Genomic DNA, 14,945 nt, shown 5'->3' with positions numbered 1-14,945 from the left:
CCCGGCAAATCCAATGCTTTCAGACCAGTTGCGATCTATCCGCCAGCCAACGCAGAGCCGGCGCGTCAATACTCCCGGTCTGCCTGGTCCTTGCGCCGATACGGGAACACATCAATCACCTTGCCGTCGCGAATCGCCGCTTGCAGGCTCTTCCAGTAGTCGGCGTCATACAGGTTGCCGTGCAGTTCGCTGAACAGCTTGCGCTGCTTGCTATCGGCAAACAGAAACGGCGGAAATTCCTCGGGGAATACATCCAGCGGCGCGACCGAATACCAAGGCTCGGCGGCCATCTCATCTTCGGGATAACGCGGTGGTGGAATGCGCCGAAAGTTGGCCTCAGTCAGAAAGCAGATCTCGTCGTAGTCGTAGAACACCACGCGGCCGTGACGGGTTACGCCGAAGTTCTTCAGCAACATATCGCCTGGGAAAATATTCGCCGCAGCCAGTTGCTTGATGGCCAGGCCATAGTCCTCCAACACCTCACGCACCTGGGCTTCGCTGGCGCTTTCCACGTACAGGTTCAGCGGCGTCATGCGCCGCTCCGTCCAGCAGTGACGCACCAGCACCGTGTCGCCATTAACCTCAATGGTAGAAGGGGCCACTTCCAGCAATTCAGCCAGGCACTGCGGGTCGAACTTGCTCAGCGGAAAGCGGAAATCGGCGAACTCTTGGGTATCGGCCATACGCCCTACCCGGTCGACGGTTTTCACCAAGCGGTACTTCTCAATCACCGTGCCGCGGTCAACGGTTTTCGAGGGTGAGAAACGGTCCTTGATGACTTTAAACACGGTGTTGAAGCCTGGCAGGGTAAACACGCTCATCACCATGCCGCGCACGCCCGGAGCCATGACGAATTTGTCGTCAGTGGTCGCCAGATGGTTGATCAGCGAGCGATAAAACTCTGACTTGCCGTGTTTATAAAACCCGATAGAGGTATACAGCTCGGCAATGTGTTTGCCCGGCAGGATGCGCTTGAGAAACCCGACAAACTCGGCCGGATAGCCCACCCGCACCATGAAATAGGAACGGGTGAACGAGAAGATAATCGACACCTCGGCCTCATCGGTGATCAGCGCATCAATCTGGATGCCCCGGCCCTCGCGATGCAATAACGGGATCACCAATGGCCATTGTTCGTCATGGGTGAAGATGCGCCCGACCAAGTAGGCGCCCTTGTTGCGGTATAGCCGCGAAGCAAACAGCTCTATGCGCAGGTCTGGGTCTTTGCATACCCAATCCGGCAGGCTGGCGCGCAACTGCTTGAGCAAACGCGCCAGATCGCGCTCGTGGTCTTCATAACCGACTTCAAAGCTGAAGTCGGCGAAGATCTGCCGCAGCGCCTGCTCAACATCACCCGCAGGCTCGTACAGCCTTGTCTGCGGTGTACGCTCATTGCGCCGTAAAGCTGGGCGGGTGGTATGAATAAACATGCAGCCGTCGTTGATCTGGTCATGGCTGAACAGGCTGCAAAAAATCGAATTGAACCAGGTTTCTGCCAATTCATCGTCGTAACGCAGGTCGATCAAGGCGATGTAGGCCGACTTGACCAGCGGCCACTGCTGCACATCCATCAGCACCTCTACATCGCCGGCGCTACGCAACCGCTCGCTGACCGCACTGACGAATTCCTCATACAAGGCAATTCGCACCGCTGAAGCTTGCTGGATTTCCTGCCACTGCGCCTGCTCAAAACGCAGCCGTGCGCCGTTGGTAATTTGCCGAAACTGTTCGCGGTAATCGTCAAAGCCTTCGAGAATAAGCGCGGCAATCGCGCTGGCTGGCCATTGCTGTGGCATGAGTAAAGCCCTTTAGCGGAAACTTAACCGAGCTTATCCAGTGAACACGCCATGTAAAGCCGGCAATGCATGGATACGCGCTTAGGCGATGAAATATTGCCAGTCAGGCAGTTTGAAAGCGCTTTTCGAATTGCCTTAGCGCAGCTGCCCGGCAACACTGCGCAGCCTTTCTCACTGCTGTGGAGTTCGTCGTGCGCATCGCCGACCTAACACGCCTGTTGTCACTTGCTGCCATCTGGGGCGCAAGCTTTTTATTTATGCGCATCGTAGCGCCGGTATTGGGCAGCATGCCAACCGCGTTCTTCCGCGCCAGCCTGGGCATGCTCGGGTTGCTGGCAATACTGTTGCTGATGCGCGTGCGCTGGGACTTCAACGGCAAACTCAAACACTGCCTGGTACTTGGGGTGATTAATGCCGGCCTACCGTCTGCCATGTACTGCATGGCAGCAATGGTGTTGCCAGCTGGCTACTCGGCTATTTTCAATGCCACCACACCGATGATGGGCGTGCTGATTGGCATGCTGTTCTTTGCCGAAGCCCTGACCCTGAGTAAAGCCGCTGGTGTGGCCATCGGTTTATTTGGCGTGGCGGTGCTAACTCGCACCGGCCCGGTGGAGTTCGACCTAAACCTGCTATTCGGTGCGGCCGCCTGCCTGGTGGCGACCGCCTGCTATGGTTTTGCCGGCTTTCTCGCCCGGCGCTGGATTGGCCAGCAAGGTGGCCTGGATAACCGCCTGACAGCCTTTGCCAGCCTGTGTGGCGCGAGCTTGTTTCTGTTGCCCTTGTTTGGCGGCTCGTTGCTCATAGCGCAACCCGCCAGTTGGGGCGGGCTTGACGTCTGGCTGTCACTGGCGGGGCTGGGCTTCATCTGCACGGCACTGGCTTACGTGCTGTATTTCCGCCTGCTCAGCGACGTTGGGCCGATCAAGGCCAGTACCACCACCTTTCTCATCCCACCCTTTGGCGTGCTCTGGGGCGCGTTGCTGCTGGATGAGCCACTGTCCTGGGCCTACCTGTATGGCGGTGTGTTGATCGCCATTGCCCTGTGGCTGGTGGTGCGACCAACCACAACAGCCAAATCAAGCTAATAACCGCCAACAAAAAGCCCGCTGTGGCAGCGGGCTTTTTAAATACGCAGCAAGCATCAGCTCAGGCGTGAGGTCGACTTACGGATAATCTTGATCGAATGTTTGAGCGTAGGTTTGCGCGTGACGCTGATGGCTTTGCGCGAAACCGTGTCGATGGTGATATTCCAGAATCCGCTGCTGGGCACGGTGATCTTGGCCGGGAAGGTGTCGAACGCACCACCGTGGTAGGTGTGCCGGCCGCCATTCTTGAAGCTGCGGAAGTTGGCATCGCTCATCAGGCGAATATTGCAGGTCTGCGAGCACTCGATCACGACGACGTCGTCTTCGTTGAGGTGTTCGCGCTGGTGTATAAATTTCATCTACCGCTCCGCACAGCTGGGTCAGGCCAATCAGGCCGCTAGTATGAGTGCCTGACGAGGGTTGAGCAAAGGCTAAGCAGTTTTACCTGAGCCGACAGTACTTACTCAACTCCACGCATACCGCCGCAACCTAGGCGGTGGTAGCATGCGCGCCCCATGCATATCCACGATTTTCAGCAACGCCTCAGCGACCTCGGTGCCAAGCCCATGCACATCGGGCGTATCACCCGTGCCTGGCTGGGCGGCAAGCCGCTGGATACCGGCACGCGCAACCAGAAAACCGAGAATTTCCTGCCGCTGGCTGTGCGTAATGCCCTGCCACAGTTGAGCAGTGAACTCGACGGGTTGGCCCGACTAAGTTCCGAACACCCGGCTACAGATGGTTCGGCACGCCTGCTGGTGGAGCTGGCTGACAAGCAAATGGTGGAAAGCGTACTGCTACCCCGTGATGGCCTGTGTGTGTCCAGCCAGGTGGGTTGCGCGGTGGGTTGCGTGTTCTGCATGACCGGTAAAAGCGGTCTGCTGCGCCAACTGACGAGCAGTGAAATCCTTGCCCAGGTGGCGCTGGCCCGGCGTTTTCGGTCGGTAAAGAAGGTGGTGTTTATGGGCATGGGTGAGCCCGCCCACAACCTCGACAACGTACTGGACGCCATCACGCTGCTTGGCACTGAAGGCGGTATCGGCCAGCGCAACCTGGTGTTTTCCACCGTCGGCGACCCGCGCGTGTTCGAGCGCCTGCCACAGCAGCAGATCAAACCTGCTCTGGCTCTGTCGTTGCACACCACTGACGCCGAATTACGCCAACAATTGCTGCCACGTGCACCACGCATTGATCCTGAAGAACTGGTCGAACTGGGCGAAACCTACGCACGGCAGATCGATTACCCGATCCAGTATCAGTGGACGCTGCTCAAGGGCATCAACGACAGTCAGGAAGAAATGGACGGCATCCTGCGCCTGCTCAAGGGCAAGTACGCGATCATGAACCTGATCCCTTACAACAGCCTGGAGGCGGATGAATTCCAGCGCCCCGATGGTGAGCGTATCGTGCAGATTGTGCGCTACCTGCACAGCCGTGGCGTGCTGACCAAGGTGCGCAACTCGGCGGGTCAGGACATTGATGGCGGCTGTGGCCAGCTGCGCGCACGCGCGACCGCAGTACTGGAGCGCCGAAAAAGCCGTGCATAAGCGATGACTGCACTGTTGCCGTCGCGGCTAAAGCCCCTCCCACACTAGAGCCTGTTGCCGTTTCACCGAGAGCCGCGTTGCAGCGAGTGAAACGGCAACAAACCCTAATAAAAAATGCCCGCAGAGCGCGGGCATTTTTGTTTGGCTAGCTACTTAATAGTAGGCATTTTCCTTGATGCTGTGATCGGTTACGTCACGCACGCCTTTAAGCTCAGGAATACGTTCAAGCAGGGTTTTTTCGATGCCCTCTTTGAGGGTCAGATCGACCTGGCCGCAGCCCTGGCAGCCACCGCCGAACTTGAGCACCGCAATACCATCTTCGACCACGTCGATCAGGCTGACTTCGCCGCCATGGCTAGCCAAACCGGGATTGATCTCGGTTTGCAGGTAATAACTGATGCGCTCGTTGATCGGGCTGTCTTCATTGACCATCGGCACCTTAGCGTTTGGCGCCTTGATGGTCAGCTGGCCGCCCATACGGTCGGTGGCGTAGTCGACCACAGCATCGTCGAGGAACGGCTCGCTAACGGCGTCGATCCAGGCCGTAAAACTCGCCAAACCAAGCGCAGTGTCTTCAGCTTTCTGCTCGCCTGGCTTGCAGTAGGCAATGCAGGTTTCAGCGTACTGGGTGCCCGGCTGGGTGATAAAAACGCGAATGCCGATGCCCGGGGTGTTCTGCTTACTCAGCAGGTCAGCCAGATAATCGTGGGCAGCGTCGGTAATAGTAATGGTGCTCATGGCAACTCCTCGCAAACATGGGCGCAGTGTACGCCACTCGCCAGCGCCGGCAAAGTCCTAGTATTTTAGTAGGATAAACGCCACTAACTAAACCTCACGCAAGCAGGGCTATGCGCCAAGAAACACCGCAATCGTATCGGCAGCACTGAGCAGGTGTTGTTGATGAGTGAAGCCTGAGCTTTTCAACGGCTTAAGGTCGTGATCAGCGGCAACCAGCCAATGCAGCTTGATCGACTCAGATAGCGCGTAGCCGGCAACCGCTTGGCGATTGCCTAGAGCATCGCGCTCGCCCTGAACGATCAGCGTCGGCGTTTTCAACTCAGCCAGATGCGCTACCCGTGGTTTTTCCGGTTTGCCGACAGCATAGAAGGGATAACCCAAGCAGACCAGCGCATCGGCACCCAATTCATCGGCGAGCAGGCTAGCCATGCGCCCGCCCATGGACTTACCACCGATAGCCAAAGTTCCTGCGACTTGTTGGCGCACCTGGCAATACACCTCACGCCACTGTTCGAGCAGTTTGGCTTGCGGATTTGGGGGGCGCTTTTTACCGTCCAGGCGCCGCGCAGCCATATAGGCAAACTCGAAGCGCAGCACGGCAATCCCACGCGCGGAAAGGCTTTGCGCCATCTGCTGCATAAACTCGCTGTCCATCGGCGCACCGGCGCCGTGAGCAAGAATCAAGGTGGCACGCACTTCGCCGGCGGGCCGATCCCACAGCCAGGTGCCATCACTCTGCCCTTGCTCGCATTGATCCTCGTCAATACCCAACCCCTGCCCTTTGCTCATGCTTGCCTCGCGTAATGAATCAGCTGGACTGCGGCGCTGATCGTACAGGCCTGCAGCTACTGACTTTCAATGATCTGCCTATAACCGTGGATGGAAGCCCAGACATGAACACAACCAGCAGTTCCGCCTATAACTACAAGGTGGTTCGCCAATTCGCCATCATGACGGTGGTATGGGGCATTGTCGGGATGGGGCTCGGCGTGTTTATCGCCGCGCAACTTGCCTGGCCCGAACTTAACTTCAACCTGCCGTGGACCAGCTTCGGACGCCTGCGCCCGCTGCACACCAACGCGGTAATCTTCGCCTTCGGTGGCTGCGCACTGTTTGCCACCAGCTACTACGCGGTGCAGCGCACCTCGCAGACTACCTTGTTCGCCCCCAAGCTTGCCGCTTTTACCTTTTGGGGATGGCAACTGGTAATCGTCCTGGCGGCCATCAGCCTGCCAATGGGCTGGACCAGCTCCAAGGAATACGCCGAGCTGGAATGGCCAATCGACATACTGATTACCATCGTCTGGGTCAGCTACGCCGTGGTGTTCTTCGGCACGGTGATGAAGCGCAACGTCAGCCACATCTACGTGGGCAACTGGTTCTTCGGTAGCTTCATCCTGACCGTGGCGCTGCTGCATCTGGTCAACAACCTGGAAGTACCCGTAACCCTGACCAAGTCCTACTCGGCCTATGCCGGTGCAACCGATGCAATGATCCAATGGTGGTACGGCCACAACGCGGTGGGCTTCTTCCTCACGGCGGGCTTCCTGGGGATGATGTACTACTTCGTACCCAAGCAAGCCGGACGTCCGGTGTATTCGTACCGCCTGTCCATCGTGCACTTCTGGGCGCTGATCACCCTGTACATCTGGGCAGGTCCGCACCACTTGCATTACACCGCGCTGCCAGACTGGGCGCAGTCACTTGGCATGGTGATGTCGCTGGTACTGCTGGCTCCAAGCTGGGGCGGCATGATCAACGGCATGATGACGCTGTCAGGCGCGTGGCATAAGTTGCGCACCGACCCAATCCTGCGCTTCCTGGTGGTATCGCTGGCGTTCTACGGCATGTCGACCTTTGAAGGCCCGATGATGGCCATCAAGACCGTCAACGCCCTGTCCCACTACACCGACTGGACCATCGGCCACGTTCACGCTGGTGCGCTCGGCTGGGTTGCCATGGTGTCGATCGGTTCGCTCTACCACATGCTGCCTAAAGTGTTCGGTCGCGACGAAATGCACAGCGTCGGCCTGATCAACGTGCACTTCTGGCTCGCCACAATCGGCACCGTGCTGTACATCGCCTCGATGTGGGTCAACGGCATCGCCCAAGGCCTGATGTGGCGTGCAGTCAACGAAGACGGCACCCTCACTTACTCCTTCGTAGAAGCCCTGGAAGCCAGCCACCCCGGCTTTATCGTGCGGGTAATCGGCGGCGGGATTTTCTTCAGCGGCATGCTGGTGATGGCCTGGAACGTCTGGCAAACCGTGCGTCATACCAAGGCTGCAGAAATGGAAGCCGCTGCGCAGTTTTCGCTTGAGGGAGCTCACTGATGAGACACGAAATACTCGAGAAGAATATCGGCCTAATGGCGCTGTTGATGGTACTCGCCGTGAGCATCGGCGGCCTGACCCAGATCGTCCCGCTGTTCTTCCAAGACATCACCAACGAACCGGTAGCCGGGCTCAAACCCTACACCGCCGTGCAACTGGAAGGTCGCGACATTTACATCCGCGAGGGCTGCGTCGGCTGCCATTCGCAGATGATCCGCCCATTCCGTGCTGAAACCGAACGCTACGGCCACTACTCGGTAGCCGGGGAAAGTGTCTACGACCACCCCTTCCTCTGGGGCTCCAAGCGTACCGGCCCGGACCTGGCCCGCGTCGGCAGCCGCTACTCGGACGAATGGCACCGCGCTCACCTGTACAACCCGCGCAACGTAGTACCTGAGTCAAAAATGCCGGGCTACCCGTGGCTGGTGGAAAACACCCTGGACGGCCAAGACACCCCGGCCAAGATGAAAGCGTTGCGCATGCTCGGCGTGCCATACAGCGACGAAGACATCGCCGGAGCCAGTGACGCGGTCAAAGGCAAAAGCGAGATGGATGCCATCGTCGCCTACCTCCAAGTGCTCGGCACTGCCGTGAAAAACAAGAGGTAGCGCCATGTCATTCGAATTTCTTGATATCGGCACATTACGCGGCATCGGCACAGCATTGGTTCTGTTGTCCTTTACCTGCGTTGCGTTATGGGCCTATAGCGGCAAGCGTCGCGCGGCCTTCGATCAAGCCGCATTGCTGCCCTTTGCCGATGAATCCAAGCTGGCTGCACCAAGGAGCAAGACCCCATGAGCACTTTCTGGAGCTGGTACATCACCCTGCTGACAGTTGGCAGTTTGCTCGCCCTGTTCTGGCTGATTTTTGCCACCCGCAAAAGCGAAACCCACAAAAACCCTACCGAACAAACCATGGGCCATGCCTTTGACGGCATTGAGGAATACGACAACCCACTGCCAAAATGGTGGTTCATGCTGTTTCTCGGCACCTTGGTGTTCGCGGTTGGCTATCTGATTCTTTATCCCGGCCTTGGCAACTGGAAAGGCGTACTGCCGGGTTATGAAGGCGGCTGGACTCAGGTTAAGCAATGGCAGCGTGAGGTAGACAAGGCCGACGAGTTATACGGGCCTATTTTCGCCAAATATGCAGCCATGCCCCTCGAAGAAGTGGCTAAAGACCAGCAAGCACTGAAAATGGGTGGCCGCATGTTCGCCACCTATTGCTCGGTATGCCATGGCTCCGATGCCAAAGGCGCAGTGGGTTTCCCTAACCTGACTGACAGCCATTGGCGCTGGGGTGGCGAGCCTGAAACCATCAAAACCACCATCCTCAATGGTCGTATGGGCGCCATGCCAGCCTGGGCACCAGTGATTGGTGAAGAAGGCGTGCAACAGGTCGCTGCCTATGTACGCAAGGATTTGGCCGGCCTGCCACTGCCAGCCGACAAGAGCTATGACCTGGAAAAGGGCGCGGCAATCTTCGCCAGCAACTGCCAGGCTTGCCATGGCGCACAAGGCACCGGCACCGCAATGCTCGGCGCACCGGACCTGACTAGCCCTGCGGGCTGGATCTACGGCAGCAGCTTGGTGCAACTGCAGCAGACCATCCGCCACGGCCGCAATGGTCAGATGCCTGCGCAGGAACAGTACCTCGGCAACGACAAAGTGCACTTGCTGGCCGCTTATGTATTGAGTTTGAGCCAACAGCAAAAGAGCGCCGCAGCCCAGTAATTGCTCCATCCGCAATAATTGCCTGGCGGCTCACCGTCGCCAGGCAACCTAACCCCCTCCTCGCGCCGGGCAATCGCCCGAGCCATGCGACCCAAAGTCGCACCCTTCCGACCAAGTGCACGCGCAAGGTTTGACTTGAGCTAATCTTGACCGCAGTCGCCACCTGTCATAACTCAAAGGCGATTCCCATCTTTGCGCTACTCATTTATGGGGTTTAACGCTAGCGGCAAAAGCCCTGTATAAGTGGCCATGCGTGCTTGCCTAAAGCCCTTGAGAGCCCAGTTGTAACGGCTTGTGTCGTTGCAATAAGACACTGCTTTCTCCATACTTGCCGCCGATTTTTGCCCCTAAAAAATCCATTAACCGTGGAACCCATAATGAGCACAGCAATCAGTCAGACTGCTTATAACTACAAGGTGGTTCGCCAATTCGCCGTAATGACGGTGATTTGGGGAGTCATTGGCATGTCTTTAGGTGTTTTCATCGCCGCACAATTGGTGTGGCCTGAACTCAACCTTGGCATGGAGTGGACGACCTTTGGCCGTCTGCGCCCATTACACACCAACGCGGTAATCTTCGCCTTCGGCGGCTGCGCACTGTTCTCCACGTCTTACTATGTGGTGCAACGTACCTGCCAGACGCGCTTGATTTCCGATGGTCTGGCTGCTTTCACCTTCTGGGGCTGGCAAGCAGTAATCGTCGCAGCAGTCATAACGCTGCCGATGGGCTACACCGGGTCCAAAGAATACGCCGAGCTGGAATGGCCAATTGATATCCTCCTGGGTATCGTCTGGGTCACCTATGCCGTGGTGTTCTTCGGCACCATCGTCAAACGTAAAACCAAGCACATCTATGTGGGCAACTGGTTCTACGGTGCCTTCATTCTGGTTACCGCGATGCTGCACATCGTCAACAGCGCTGCCGTTCCGGTCAGCCTGTTCAAGTCCTACTCGGCTTATGCCGGTGCGACTGACGCGATGATCCAGTGGTGGTACGGGCACAACGCTGTGGGCTTCTTCCTGACCACTGGCTTCCTGGGGATGATGTACTACTTCGTACCCAAGCAGGCCGAGCGCCCGATCTACTCATATCGCTTGTCCATCGTGCATTTCTGGGCACTGATCACCCTGTACATCTGGGCTGGCCCGCACCACTTGCACTACACCGCACTGCCGGATTGGGCACAGTCCCTGGGCATGGCGATGTCGATCATCCTCCTGGCCCCAAGCTGGGGCGGCATGATCAACGGCATGATGAGCCTGTCAGGTGCTTGGCATAAACTGCGCACCGACCCAATCCTACGCTTCCTGGTGGTATCGCTGGCGTTCTACGGCATGTCGACCTTTGAGGGCCCGATGATGGCCATCAAGACCGTCAACGCCCTGTCCCACTACACCGACTGGACCATCGGCCACGTACACGCCGGCGCTCTAGGCTGGGTAGCGATGATCTCCATCGGCGCGCTGTACCACATGCTGCCGAAGGTCTTTGGTCGTCCGCAGATGCACAGCGTTGGCTTGATCAATGCCCACTTCTGGCTGGCTACCATCGGTACCGTTCTGTACATCGCCTCGATGTGGGTTAACGGTATCACCCAGGGCCTGATGTGGCGTGCAGTCAACGAAGACGGCACCCTCACCTACTCCTTCGTTGAAGCACTGGAAGCCAGCCACCCAGGCTACGTGGTGCGCATGATTGGCGGTGCCTTCTTTGTTACCGGCATGCTGCTGATGGCTTACAACACATATCGCACCGTGCGTGCCGCTAAAGCTTCTGAATACGAAGCCGCCGCACAGATGCCAGTCGGAGTAGCGCACTGATGAAACACGAAATCCTTGAGAAGAATATTGGCCTGATGGCGTTGCTGATGGTTCTGGCCGTCAGCATCGGCGGCCTGACTCAAATCGTTCCGCTGTTTTTCCAGGATGTTACCAACGAGCCGGTGGAAGGCCTCAAGCCTTACACCGCGCTGCAGCTGGAAGGCCGCGACATCTACATCAAGAACGGTTGCGTCGGTTGCCACTCGCAAATGATCCGTCCGTTCCGTGCTGAAACTGAACGCTACGGTCACTACTCGGTAGCCGGTGAAAGCGTCTGGGACCATCCATTCCTGTGGGGTTCCAAACGTACCGGCCCGGATTTGGCCCGTGTTGGTGGTCGTTACTCGGATGAATGGCACCGCGCGCACCTGTACAACCCGCGCAACGTGGTACCTGAGTCGAAGATGCCGGCATACCCCTTCCTCGTCGAGCACAAGCTTGATGGCAAGGACACGGCGAAGAAGCTGGAAGTCATGCGTGGCTTTGGCATCCCTTACACCGACGAAGACATCGCCGGTGCCAAGGATGCTGTCAAAGGCAAAACCGAAATGGACGCACTGGTTGCGTACCTGCAGGTTCTCGGCACTTCCATCAAGAACAAACGGTAACGCACGATGCCTTCTTTTCTCACGGACGTCGGGACCATTCGCGGCCTAGGTACAGCGGTGGTGTTCATCGCTTTTATTGGGTTGGTGCTCTGGGCCTACAGCGGCAAGCGTAAATCCAGCTTCGACGAGGCCGCCAACCTACCCTTCGCCGACGATACCAAACCCGTTGATCGTGACGAGCAATCTTCCAGGAGCAATAACCAATGACCACGTTCTGGAGTTGGTACGTAACCATTCTGTCTCTGGGCACCATCTTTGCCCTGACTTGGCTGATATTCGGCACCCGTAAGGGCCAGCGCGATGAAACAACCGAGGAAACCGTCGGCCACTCCTTCGATGGCATCGAAGAGTTCGACAACCCGCTGCCAAAATGGTGGTTCATGCTGTTTGTCAGCACCATCGTTTTTGCCCTCGGCTACCTGGCGCTGTACCCAGGCCTGGGAAACTGGAAAGGCCTGCTACCGGGGTACGACTACCTCGACAGCGAAGCCAAGACGCCATTTGCTAGCAGCGTGCAAATCGCTGACGGCAAAGAACGCAACGCAGGCTGGAACGGCGTACACCAGTGGGAAAAAGAAATGGCCAAGGCTGACGCCCAGTACGGCCCGATCTTCGCCAAATATGCAGCCATGCCAATCGAACAAGTGGCCCAAGACGAGCAAGCGCTGAAAATGGGCGGCCGCCTGTTTGCTTCCAACTGCTCGGTCTGCCACGGTTCGGATGCCAAGGGTGCCTACGGCTTCCCTAACCTGACTGACAATGACTGGCTGTATGGCGGCGAACCAGAAACCATCAAGACCACCATCATGGGCGGCCGTCAGGCGGCCATGCCAGCGTGGAAAGATATCCTTGGTGAAGAAGGTATTCGCAACGTTGCCGGCTATGTACGCAGCCTGTCCGGTTTGAAAAACCCGGAAGACATGAAGGTTGACATTGCCGCAGGTCAAAACATCTTTGCGACTAATTGTGCAGTCTGTCATGGCCCAGAAGCCAAGGGTCAACATGCTATGGGTGCCCCGAATCTGACTGACAAAATCTGGCTCTACGGTTCCAGTTTCGCTCAGGTTCAACAAACTCTGCGCTACGGCCGTAACGGCAAGATGCCTGCTCAGGAGAACTTCCTTGGCAACGACAAAGTGCATCTGCTAGCTGCCTACGTGTACAGCCTGTCACACGCTAAAACCGAGAAGTAATTCTCTAGCCTGACAGGCGCGACCGCAGGTCGCACCTGTCAGGCAATCGTCAGGCGTACCATTGCGCAGAGCCCGTATGACTCCCTCCGGCACGTATCGGTAGGAGCAGCCAATCAACCGCCGTGGTACGAACTGATGAGCGCACAGATCCCCGTTAAAGACGTCACCCCTGCCCCGGCCAAGGTCGAAGTTGTTGACCTGTACGCCAACCGCGAAAAAATCTACACCCGTTCCTTCACCGGTATCTTCCGCAATTTGCGCATGCTTGGTGGGGCTACCCTATTTCTGCTGTACTTCGGCACTGTATGGTTGAGCTGGAATGGTCGCCAGGCCGTCTGGTGGAACCTGCCGGAGCGCAAGTTCTACATCTTCGGCTCGACCTACTGGCCACAGGATTTCGTCCTGCTATCAGCGCTGCTGATCATCGCCGCCTTCGGCCTGTTCTTTATCACCGTATTCGCCGGACGCGTATGGTGCGGCTATACCTGCCCGCAAAGCGTATTCACCTGGGTGTTTATGTGGGCGGAAAAGATCACCGAAGGTGATCGCAACCAGCGCATGAAGCTCGACAAAGCACCGATGACCTCGCAGAAATTTCTGCGCAAGCTGGCCAAGCACGGCATCTGGGTCGGCGTATCACTGGTGACCGCAATCACCTTCGTCGGCTACTTCACCCCTATTCGCGAACTGATCCCTGACCTGTTCACCTTGCAAGCAGGTGGCTGGGCACTGTTTTGGGTTGGTTTCTTTACCCTGGCTACCTATGGCAATGCCGGTTATCTGCGTGAGCAGGTATGCATTTACATGTGCCCATACGCCCGCTTCCAAAGCGTAATGTTCGACCAAGACACCCTGATCGTCTCTTATGATCCGCGCCGTGGTGAAGCACGCGGTCCGCGCAAGCGCGATGCTGACTACAAGGCTGAGGGACTGGGCGACTGCATTGATTGCAAGATGTGCGTACACGTCTGCCCCACTGGCATCGATATCCGCGATGGTCTGCAAATCGAGTGCATCGGCTGCGCCGCCTGCATCGACGCCTGCGACAGCATCATGGATAAAATGAACTACCCGAAAGGACTGATCAGCTACACCACCGAACACAACCTCTCCGGCCAGAAAACTCACCTGGTACGACCACGCCTGATTGGTTACGCCATAGCCCTGGTCGCGATGTTCTGCGTATTTGCCTGGGCAGTAGCTGACCGCTCGCTGGTGGAACTGGATGTACTCAAGGACCGCGTACTCTACCGGGAGAACGAAGAAGGCCGGATCGAGAACGTCTACACCCTGAAGATCATGAACAAGGCTCAGCATGCGGTGACCTATGAGATCGAAGCTGACGGCCTCGATGGCCTGGTTTATGAAGGCAAGCACGTGATCAAAGCCGATGCTGGCGAAGTTCTATCGCTGCCCGTCGAACTGTCCATCGAACCGGAAAAACTCCCTTCGAGCGCCAATGAAATTAGCTTCCGCCTACACGCTGTGGATGACCCAAGCATCAAAACCGACGCCGCCAGCCGCTTTATCGGCCCAAGCGTGCGCTGATTAGAGAAGACCATGACTGAGCCCGTAGCTGAAAAGAACGCCGAGATCATCAAGCCCTGGTACAAGCAATTCTGGCCCTGGTTCCTGATTGGCCTACTGGCCTACTCAGTGGTCCAGGGGTTGACCTTGCTGACTATTGCCACAAAGAACCCACCGGGGCTTATTTCTGATGACTACTATGATGTCGGCAAAGGCATCAACCAGTCCTTGGAGCGGGAGAATCTTGCGATTCGTCTGAAGCTGCATGCCACCCTGCTACTGAACGATGAGCAAGGCACCGCTACGCTGCAACTGACCGGCAATAGCCATCCCTCGCAGCTAGTGCTCAACCTGGTGTCACCGACCCAGCCGGAACGTGACCGTCGAGTAATCCTGCAACCCCAAGCTGACGGCAGCTACCAAGGGCAGATGATTGATCCTGTTAAGGGTCGCCGCTTTGTCGAACTGATTGGCCAGGAAGGCGGCAAAAACTGGCGTCTGTTCGAAGAAGAAGACGTGCAGAGCGGTCAGAACATCCTCCTCGGGGATGCCCAATAAGCAC

Annotated in this window: 16 protein-coding genes; 12 read left to right on the top strand and 4 right to left on the bottom strand. The window is 57.3% G+C overall.

Features of this window, described 5'->3' with window-relative positions; all coding sequences use genetic code 11:
- Positions 1-65: 65 nt before the first annotated feature.
- Positions 66-1,796: a bifunctional isocitrate dehydrogenase kinase/phosphatase gene (gene aceK, locus VCA57_RS12485; RefSeq protein WP_411185351.1), complete on the bottom strand. Its 1,731-nt coding sequence runs from the start codon at positions 1,794-1,796 to the stop codon at positions 66-68.
- Positions 1,797-1,987: 191 nt separating this feature from the next.
- Here aceK and VCA57_RS12480 point away from each other — a divergent pair, with 191 nt between their 5' ends.
- On the top strand, positions 1,988-2,884 hold the full coding sequence (locus VCA57_RS12480; protein WP_411185350.1) for a DMT family transporter: 897 nt from the start codon (positions 1,988-1,990) through the stop codon (positions 2,882-2,884).
- Positions 2,885-2,940: 56 nt separating this feature from the next.
- Here VCA57_RS12480 and VCA57_RS12475 read toward each other — a convergent pair whose 3' ends face one another.
- Positions 2,941-3,243, bottom strand: a complete 303-nt coding sequence (locus VCA57_RS12475) for a DUF1883 domain-containing protein (RefSeq protein WP_411185349.1) — start codon at positions 3,241-3,243, stop codon at positions 2,941-2,943.
- Between the two features lie 156 nt (positions 3,244-3,399).
- On the opposite strand from VCA57_RS12475, the gene VCA57_RS12470 reads away from it, so the two are divergent.
- Complete coding sequence (locus VCA57_RS12470) at positions 3,400-4,431, top strand: RNA methyltransferase (RefSeq protein WP_411185348.1); 1,032 nt, start codon at positions 3,400-3,402, stop codon at positions 4,429-4,431.
- A gap of 153 nt (positions 4,432-4,584) precedes the next feature.
- Here VCA57_RS12470 and nfuA read toward each other — a convergent pair whose 3' ends face one another.
- Positions 4,585-5,169: a Fe-S biogenesis protein NfuA gene (gene nfuA, locus VCA57_RS12465; protein WP_411185347.1), complete on the bottom strand. Its 585-nt coding sequence runs from the start codon at positions 5,167-5,169 to the stop codon at positions 4,585-4,587.
- 108 nt (positions 5,170-5,277) lie between these two features.
- A complete protein-coding gene (locus VCA57_RS12460) occupies positions 5,278-5,958 on the bottom strand; it encodes an alpha/beta family hydrolase (RefSeq protein ID WP_411185346.1) in 681 nt (226 codons plus the stop codon).
- A gap of 104 nt (positions 5,959-6,062) precedes the next feature.
- On the opposite strand from VCA57_RS12460, the gene ccoN (VCA57_RS12455) reads away from it, so the two are divergent.
- The 10 genes from ccoN (VCA57_RS12455) (at position 6,063) to VCA57_RS12410 (ending at position 14,941) form a co-directional block, all read left to right on the top strand.
- Positions 6,063-7,502 (top strand): cytochrome-c oxidase, cbb3-type subunit I, encoded by a 1,440-nt coding sequence (gene ccoN / locus VCA57_RS12455; RefSeq protein ID WP_411185345.1) that lies wholly within the window; start codon positions 6,063-6,065, stop codon positions 7,500-7,502.
- Positions 7,502-8,110 carry a cytochrome-c oxidase, cbb3-type subunit II gene (ccoO, locus tag VCA57_RS12450; RefSeq protein ID WP_411185344.1) on the top strand — a complete coding sequence of 203 codons (609 nt, stop codon included), beginning with the start codon at positions 7,502-7,504 and terminating at the stop codon, positions 8,108-8,110. Before ccoN (VCA57_RS12455) ends, ccoO (VCA57_RS12450) begins: the two co-directional genes overlap by 1 nt.
- Before the next feature lie 4 nt (positions 8,111-8,114).
- Entirely contained in the window at positions 8,115-8,300 is a 186-nt protein-coding gene (locus tag VCA57_RS12445) for a cbb3-type cytochrome oxidase subunit 3 (RefSeq protein ID WP_411185343.1), read from the top strand.
- Positions 8,297-9,235 (top strand): cytochrome-c oxidase, cbb3-type subunit III, encoded by a 939-nt coding sequence (ccoP, locus tag VCA57_RS12440; protein ID WP_411185342.1) that lies wholly within the window; start codon positions 8,297-8,299, stop codon positions 9,233-9,235. The genes VCA57_RS12445 and ccoP (VCA57_RS12440) overlap by 4 nt, the downstream gene beginning before the upstream one ends.
- A gap of 377 nt (positions 9,236-9,612) precedes the next feature.
- Entirely contained in the window at positions 9,613-11,055 is a 1,443-nt protein-coding gene (ccoN, locus tag VCA57_RS12435; RefSeq protein WP_411185341.1) for a cytochrome-c oxidase, cbb3-type subunit I, read from the top strand.
- Complete coding sequence (gene ccoO / locus VCA57_RS12430) at positions 11,055-11,663, top strand: cytochrome-c oxidase, cbb3-type subunit II (protein WP_411185340.1); 609 nt, start codon at positions 11,055-11,057, stop codon at positions 11,661-11,663. Before ccoN (VCA57_RS12435) ends, ccoO (VCA57_RS12430) begins: the two co-directional genes overlap by 1 nt.
- A 6-nt stretch (positions 11,664-11,669) precedes the next feature.
- Positions 11,670-11,870, top strand: a complete 201-nt coding sequence (locus VCA57_RS12425; RefSeq protein ID WP_411185339.1) for a cbb3-type cytochrome oxidase subunit 3 — start codon at positions 11,670-11,672, stop codon at positions 11,868-11,870.
- Entirely contained in the window at positions 11,867-12,856 is a 990-nt protein-coding gene (gene ccoP, locus VCA57_RS12420; protein WP_411185338.1) for a cytochrome-c oxidase, cbb3-type subunit III, read from the top strand. Before VCA57_RS12425 ends, ccoP (VCA57_RS12420) begins: the two co-directional genes overlap by 4 nt.
- A 135-nt stretch (positions 12,857-12,991) precedes the next feature.
- Complete coding sequence (ccoG, locus tag VCA57_RS12415) at positions 12,992-14,404, top strand: cytochrome c oxidase accessory protein CcoG (protein ID WP_411185337.1); 1,413 nt, start codon at positions 12,992-12,994, stop codon at positions 14,402-14,404.
- A 12-nt stretch (positions 14,405-14,416) separates the two neighbouring features.
- Positions 14,417-14,941: a FixH family protein gene (locus VCA57_RS12410; RefSeq protein ID WP_411185336.1), complete on the top strand. Its 525-nt coding sequence runs from the start codon at positions 14,417-14,419 to the stop codon at positions 14,939-14,941.
- Positions 14,942-14,945 lie beyond the last annotated feature (4 nt).

The organism is Pseudomonas sp. (assembly GCF_046581935.1).
GTDB lineage: Bacteria > Pseudomonadota > Gammaproteobacteria > Pseudomonadales > Pseudomonadaceae > Aquipseudomonas.
This window is presented reverse-complemented; position numbering and strand designations above follow the sequence as displayed.

Excerpts from the sequence above, each read along its gene's own strand:
- ccoO (WP_411185344.1), top strand. The coding sequence starts at position 7,502 with ATGAGACACGAAATACTCGAGAAGAATATCGGCCTAATGGCGCTGTTG.
- VCA57_RS12460 (WP_411185346.1), bottom strand. The coding sequence starts at position 5,958 with ATGAGCAAAGGGCAGGGGTTGGGTATTGACGAGGATCAATGCGAGCAA.
- ccoN (WP_411185345.1), top strand. The coding sequence starts at position 6,063 with ATGAACACAACCAGCAGTTCCGCCTATAACTACAAGGTGGTTCGCCAA.
- VCA57_RS12470 (WP_411185348.1), top strand. The coding sequence starts at position 3,400 with ATGCATATCCACGATTTTCAGCAACGCCTCAGCGACCTCGGTGCCAAG.
- VCA57_RS12445 (WP_411185343.1), top strand. The coding sequence starts at position 8,115 with ATGTCATTCGAATTTCTTGATATCGGCACATTACGCGGCATCGGCACA.
- nfuA (WP_411185347.1), bottom strand. The coding sequence starts at position 5,169 with ATGAGCACCATTACTATTACCGACGCTGCCCACGATTATCTGGCTGAC.
- ccoO (WP_411185340.1), top strand. The coding sequence starts at position 11,055 with ATGAAACACGAAATCCTTGAGAAGAATATTGGCCTGATGGCGTTGCTG.
- ccoP (WP_411185342.1), top strand. The coding sequence starts at position 8,297 with ATGAGCACTTTCTGGAGCTGGTACATCACCCTGCTGACAGTTGGCAGT.
- ccoN (WP_411185341.1), top strand. The coding sequence starts at position 9,613 with ATGAGCACAGCAATCAGTCAGACTGCTTATAACTACAAGGTGGTTCGC.
- VCA57_RS12475 (WP_411185349.1), bottom strand. The coding sequence starts at position 3,243 with ATGAAATTTATACACCAGCGCGAACACCTCAACGAAGACGACGTCGTC.
- aceK (WP_411185351.1), bottom strand. The coding sequence starts at position 1,796 with ATGCCACAGCAATGGCCAGCCAGCGCGATTGCCGCGCTTATTCTCGAA.
- VCA57_RS12425 (WP_411185339.1), top strand. The coding sequence starts at position 11,670 with ATGCCTTCTTTTCTCACGGACGTCGGGACCATTCGCGGCCTAGGTACA.
- ccoG (WP_411185337.1), top strand. The coding sequence starts at position 12,992 with ATGAGCGCACAGATCCCCGTTAAAGACGTCACCCCTGCCCCGGCCAAG.
- VCA57_RS12410 (WP_411185336.1), top strand. The coding sequence starts at position 14,417 with ATGACTGAGCCCGTAGCTGAAAAGAACGCCGAGATCATCAAGCCCTGG.
- ccoP (WP_411185338.1), top strand. The coding sequence starts at position 11,867 with ATGACCACGTTCTGGAGTTGGTACGTAACCATTCTGTCTCTGGGCACC.